At 71.6% G+C, this 5228-nt stretch carries 3 protein-coding genes; 1 reads left to right on the forward strand and 2 read right to left on the reverse strand.

Features of this window, described 5'->3' with window-relative positions; genetic code table 11:
* Window positions 1-1123 (reverse strand): histidine kinase dimerization/phospho-acceptor domain-containing protein (locus Q0L15_RS12205; protein WP_296604701.1); only part of this gene is annotated, 1123 nt, incomplete at its 3' end.
* A 358-nt stretch (window positions 1124-1481) separates the two neighbouring features.
* Here Q0L15_RS12205 and Q0L15_RS12210 point away from each other — a divergent pair.
* Window positions 1482-4325: a hypothetical protein gene (locus Q0L15_RS12210; RefSeq protein ID WP_296604703.1), complete on the forward strand. Its 2844-nt coding sequence runs from the start codon at window positions 1482-1484 to the stop codon at window positions 4323-4325.
* A gap of 241 nt (window positions 4326-4566) precedes the next feature.
* Here the strand turns inward: Q0L15_RS12210 and Q0L15_RS12215 are convergent.
* The coding region (locus Q0L15_RS12215) for a LuxR C-terminal-related transcriptional regulator (RefSeq protein WP_366939572.1) at window positions 4567-5228 on the reverse strand (662 nt) is incomplete at its 5' end.

The raw sequence follows: 5228 nt of genomic DNA on the forward strand, positions 1-5228 counted from the left end.
CGGGCCCGGTGTCGGTGACCTCGACCCGCAGGACGGCCTGGCGGGTGACGTGGTCATAGGCCAACGCCCGGACGGAGACCTCTCCGCGCGAGGTGAACTTCAAGGCGTTGGAGGTCAGGTTGTAGATCACCTGGCCCAGGCGGGTCGGGTCGCCGCGCAGCCGCTCGGGCACCTCGGGGTGGCAGGAGACCACGAGCTCCACGCCCTTCTGCCGAGCCTGGAGCCCGAGCACCACCGCGATGTCGTCCAGCAGCTTGCGCAGGTCGAAGTCGATGCTCTCGAGGACGAGGCCCCCGGCCTCGATCTTCGAGAGGTCCAGCACGTCGTTGACCAGGCGCAGGAGCGTGCGTCCGGAGGCGTCCGCTCCGTTCACGAGCTGCTCCTGGTAGGTGTCCAGCGGGGTGCGCAGGAGGAGGTCGTTGAGACCCACGAGTCCGTTGAGCGGTGTCCGGATCTCGTGGCTCATCGTGGCCAGGAAGGCCACCTTCTGGTGGGCGGCGTCCACAGCGGCGTCGCGCGCCTCCGCGAGCTCGTCGACGGCTGCCGCCAGCGCCACCCGCGAGCGGACCGATCGCACGAAGTAGGCGCCGAACGCGAGGAACAGGCAGCCGATCAGGGCCACCGACCCGACGGCCTCCTGGCGAGCCGACCGGTCCGCGTCGCGCTGCAGGCGATCCGCCGCGTCCTCCAGGACCGCGTCGGCCTTGTACATCTGCCGCGCCGAGACCGTCCCGGCGTTGCCCACGGCCCCGTCGTCCCCCGCCGAGACCGCGGCGAGGATGCGTCCGAGCGCGACGAGCGAGGTGTCGAAGTGCGCGAGGAACTCATCGCGCTCGGGGAGCCCCGGTGAGCGGGTCAGGTCGTCGATCTCGCCGAGCACGCCCTCCTTCGCGCCGAGCAGCTCGTCGGCGACGACCTGGGGGTCGTCGGTCTCCTCGGGCGAGGCGCCCCAGGGGACGTCGAGCATCTGGATGATGTGCATCCGCACGACCACCAACCGCGTTGCGGCGGCGTCGGCGGCGTCGGCATCCGACCGGAGCGTCGACAGACCGGCGTACGTCGTCGCCACGACGGCCAGGGCCGCTGCCAGCCCCGCCACCATCCGTACCCGCGTGGACACCACGGCCCACCTCCTCACCCCCGTGCCGTCGCCGACACACCGCGCGACCCCACCCCCGGGATCGCGCGTACGTCCCCACCCCCTCATCGGCAGGAGAGCAGGCGGACTGAGCAGAAGCCACCCGCACGGACCGCTCGGGTCCCGCCCCGGCGCGGGGCGCCTGAACGTCGAGGTCCTCCAGTCGGCTCCCAGTGGGCTCCAAGAGGCGGCCGAGAAGGTCCGTTCGTGGGTGCGCGGGGCCTGCAACAGATGCGGACCGCGCGAACCCCGCATCCAGTTGACCGGCACGACACGAGGAGACCCCATGCCCACGGCAACCCATCGAGTGCGGAGCAGACACCGCGGCTGGCGACAAGGGCTCGTGCTCGTCGCCACCACGAGCGTCGTCGTCAGCGGGCTCACCCTCGCCACCGACGGCCCCGCGGACGCGTGGAAGCCGCCCACGCACCTGTTCGCCGTCGAGGCCGCCCTGCAGGACGCGCTCGACGGCGAGGTCACGATCGATCCGGTCGACGGGAGCGCACCGGTGACGGTCCCCGTCGACCCGACCATCCGGGCCGCGCTCGAGGCTCACCCCGAGGCCTACCGCGCCGGCACCGCGGGGCCGGACGCCTACCCCGACATCCTGTTCGGCCAGGGGCAGATCCACCCCGACACCCGCACGCACAACGACGACCCGGACCCGTCGACCCACCGGTCCACCGACGCCGCCTACAGCACCGAGTGGCTCAGCTACCTGTGGAAGCAGGCCTGGAAGCCGATCCCGAACGAGGACGAGCGGCTGCGGCGGATCGCCTTCGCGCTCGGCTACATGGGCGGCCACGCCAACGGCGACACGTGGGCCCACACGTGGATCAACGAGATGGCCGGAGGGGTCTTCCCCGACTTCACCGACCTGGAGAACTCCGACATCTCCGTCCGGCACGTGCTGATCGAGGGGTACGTCGACAAGCACCGGCCCGGTGCCGACGCAGAGCCGAGCACGACGTACGACATGGCCGCGCCGCTCGACTTCGTGGGCGACACCCTCGTGTTGTCCGACTTCGCACGGTCGCACTCCTCGTCGCCGATCTACGACTACTTCTTCGAGAAGCAGGCGGCGCTCCAGGTCGACGTGGCGGCACGTGACTTCGACCTCGACCACACGAACTGCCTGAGCATCGACCCGGACTGCTACAAGCAGCACGAGACCCTGCACGTCGACACCGCGACCGGACCGCAGGACGTGCCGGTCACCTGGTGGAAGTGTGTCGGCGCCACGGTCGGCTGCGCGCCCGACCCGACCGACGTCGTCGAGCCGTTCGACCACCTCATCTCGTCCTACGAGCACGCGTGGATCACCGACATCGACGACGGTCTGCGCGCCTGGCCCGCCGTCTCCGAGGCCATCGGACGCCAGCTGTTCAGCGGGGGCGAGCCCGACGCCGCCCAGGTCCAGGCCGCGCTGAAGGACTGGGTCCTCAACCATCTGCTGTCCATGATGGGCCTGCCGGACTTCGTCGGCGAGGGCATCTACAGCGCCAGCGAGTTCATCGGCAAGATCGTCAGCTTCGTGACCAGCACGATCGCCGACATCGTCGGTCCGATCACCGACGCCCTGCGCGACGAGTTCCCCGAGGTCGCTGCGCTGATCGACAAGGTCGACGAGCTGGTCACGAAGGCGAAGGACGACGTCGTCGACGCGCTCGTCGACGTGGCGGACGACCTGTTCGGCGTGATCGTGACGGCGGCTCTCGGGTTCACCGATCTCAACCCTGCCGTCCGTGACGCCCTCGACAAGGACGACGACGGGAAGATCAACCCCAGCGAGGCGCTCGACGTCTTCGCGAACCCGGAGGAGTTCCTCTCCAACGAGGCGCTCTTCCCGCCGGACCAGTTCCCCGGTGGCATCCGAGCGAAGCTCGACGCCGCGATGCACCTCTCGCCCGGCGTGGACGACGACGAGAACAACGTGTTCCGCGACTACGACCCGGACCTGTTCAAGCCCTTGCGCGACACCACCACCATGGCCAAGCTCGCCATGCTCGGCCCCGAGGGTCTCAACACGCTGGTGCGGACTCTCGCGGGACGGCACGGCGACAGCAGCGGGCTGACCGACCTGTACGCGACGTACGCCCCGGCCGTCGGCGACGTCCCGGCCGCGGGCTGGCCGGTCGACAACAACGTGATGCTCGGCTGGCACAAGTCGCTCGACGCCGAGTACCAGTGGCGCACGAGCTCGCCGCGGGACGGCCGGTCCTACGGGCTCGGCACCATGTGGCTCTTCGAGGACTGCGTGGCGCGCGAGAGCGTGATGCGCTCGCTGTTCCACTCCCCCGTCGAGGGCGTCGACGCCTTCGCCGACGACGGCGACCCGGCCTCGACGCTGACCGACACCGTCGGTGCGACCACGACCCTCGGCATCGTCTCGGGCGCCACCGCGGTCAGGGACGGCACGACGTACGTCGGCGCTGACACCCGGATCGGCACCACGACGACGGACAACTACTTCCCGACGTCGAAGCTGACCGTGCGGACCTCCGTCACCCCCGAGGGAGAGCCTGCGGCGTACGGACCCGCCGGTCCGGCGGAGCCGACTCCGTTCGGGCTGACCGGTGCCGACGGTGAGTACGTCGTGCGCGCCCAGGCGAAGGACGGCTGCGGCACCGCAGGCGCTGCGGACGCCCGGACCCTGGTGCTCGACGCGACCGGCCCCTCGGTCGCGATCAGCTCGCCGGTCGACGGCGCGACGTACGCGACGGACGCGAAGCCGGCCGTCACCGTCGCGATCAGCGACGACGGGTCCGGCGTGGCGAGCTCCACCGCGACGCTCGACGGTGCCCCGATCGTGCTCGACGGGACGATCGACGCCTTCCTGCTCGAGCCGGGCCTGCACACGGTGGACGTCACCGCGACGGACGCCATCGGCAACCCGACGGTCCGGTCCGTCACGTTCCGGGTCCGGGCGACCGCGGCGAGCCTCCTCGCCAACGTCGACCGGGCGTCGGCCGCCGGCCTGATCACCGACCCGAAGGTCTACCAAGGGATGCGGGACTCCCTCGTGGCGGCGCAGCGCTCGCACGCCGCCGGCCGGCACGCGACCGAGTGGAACCAGCTGTCGGCCTTCGTCAACAAGACCCAGGCCCAGCTCGGCAAGGGCATCGACGCGACGACGGGACGGAGGTTCATCGCCTTCGCCGAGGACCTGATCGCGGCTCGCGGCTGACGCGCGAGTGACCCAGGGCCGGGGCCGCCTCCCAGCGGCCCCGGCCACCCGTGATGGGAGCCCGAGGGCCCGTCTGACCTGCGTTCTAGGAGCGGCGGGGACTTCTCCTCACCCGCCACCGAGACGACCACGAGGGCCGCGGAGTACTCCCGGCACGCTCCGGGCTCGAGGGGTCGCCACGTCGAGGGCCACCCGGCGCCCACCGTCGCCGACGACGAGCCGCTGTCGGGTCGTCGGGGACTCATCCCAGCCCGTGCCTGACCGCGTACGCCGCGGCAGCAGCGCGCGATCCCAGGTCGAGGGTCGTGTAGATGTTGGCGACGTGGCGATGCACCGTGTGCTCGCTCAGCTGGAGCTCGGAGGCGATCTCGGCGTTGCTGAGTCCGCGGGCGAGCAGCTGAAGGACCTCGACCTGGCGCTCGGTGAGCCCGTGGCCGTCACGCCGGCCCCGGTCCGTCTCAGTCCCGCCGAGCGGGTCCCGGGCCCGCGCCTCCTGCTCGAGCGCGCCGGACTCGTCCGCGCACGCTCGCAGCGCCGCCGCCAGCTCGACCCGGGTGTCGGCCTCGTCGAAGGTCAGTCCGGCCGCATGGAACGAACGAGCGGCGTCCTGCCAGAGCCGAACGGCGTCGGTGCCCTCCGTCAGCCGGGCCAGTGCCGCGCTCGCCCGACCCAGGAACGCGGTCGTCCCCACCACCGCCGCCGTGGCGGTGAGCTCGGCCGCGGCGCGGTGGGCCTCATCCGTGCGGCCGGCAGCCACCCCGGCAGCGACCGCGACAGCGAGCGCGTCGACCCGCTCCAGAGCCTGCTCGACGGGAATGGCTCGCAGCAGCTCCTCGATCCTCGACCAGGCGCGCTCGGTCTCGCCCCGATCCAGGTCCAGCTGGGTCAGGCTGGTCACGGCGG

This window comes from Nocardioides sp., from assembly GCF_024509035.1.
Classification (GTDB): Bacteria; Actinomycetota; Actinomycetes; order Propionibacteriales; family Nocardioidaceae; genus Nocardioides.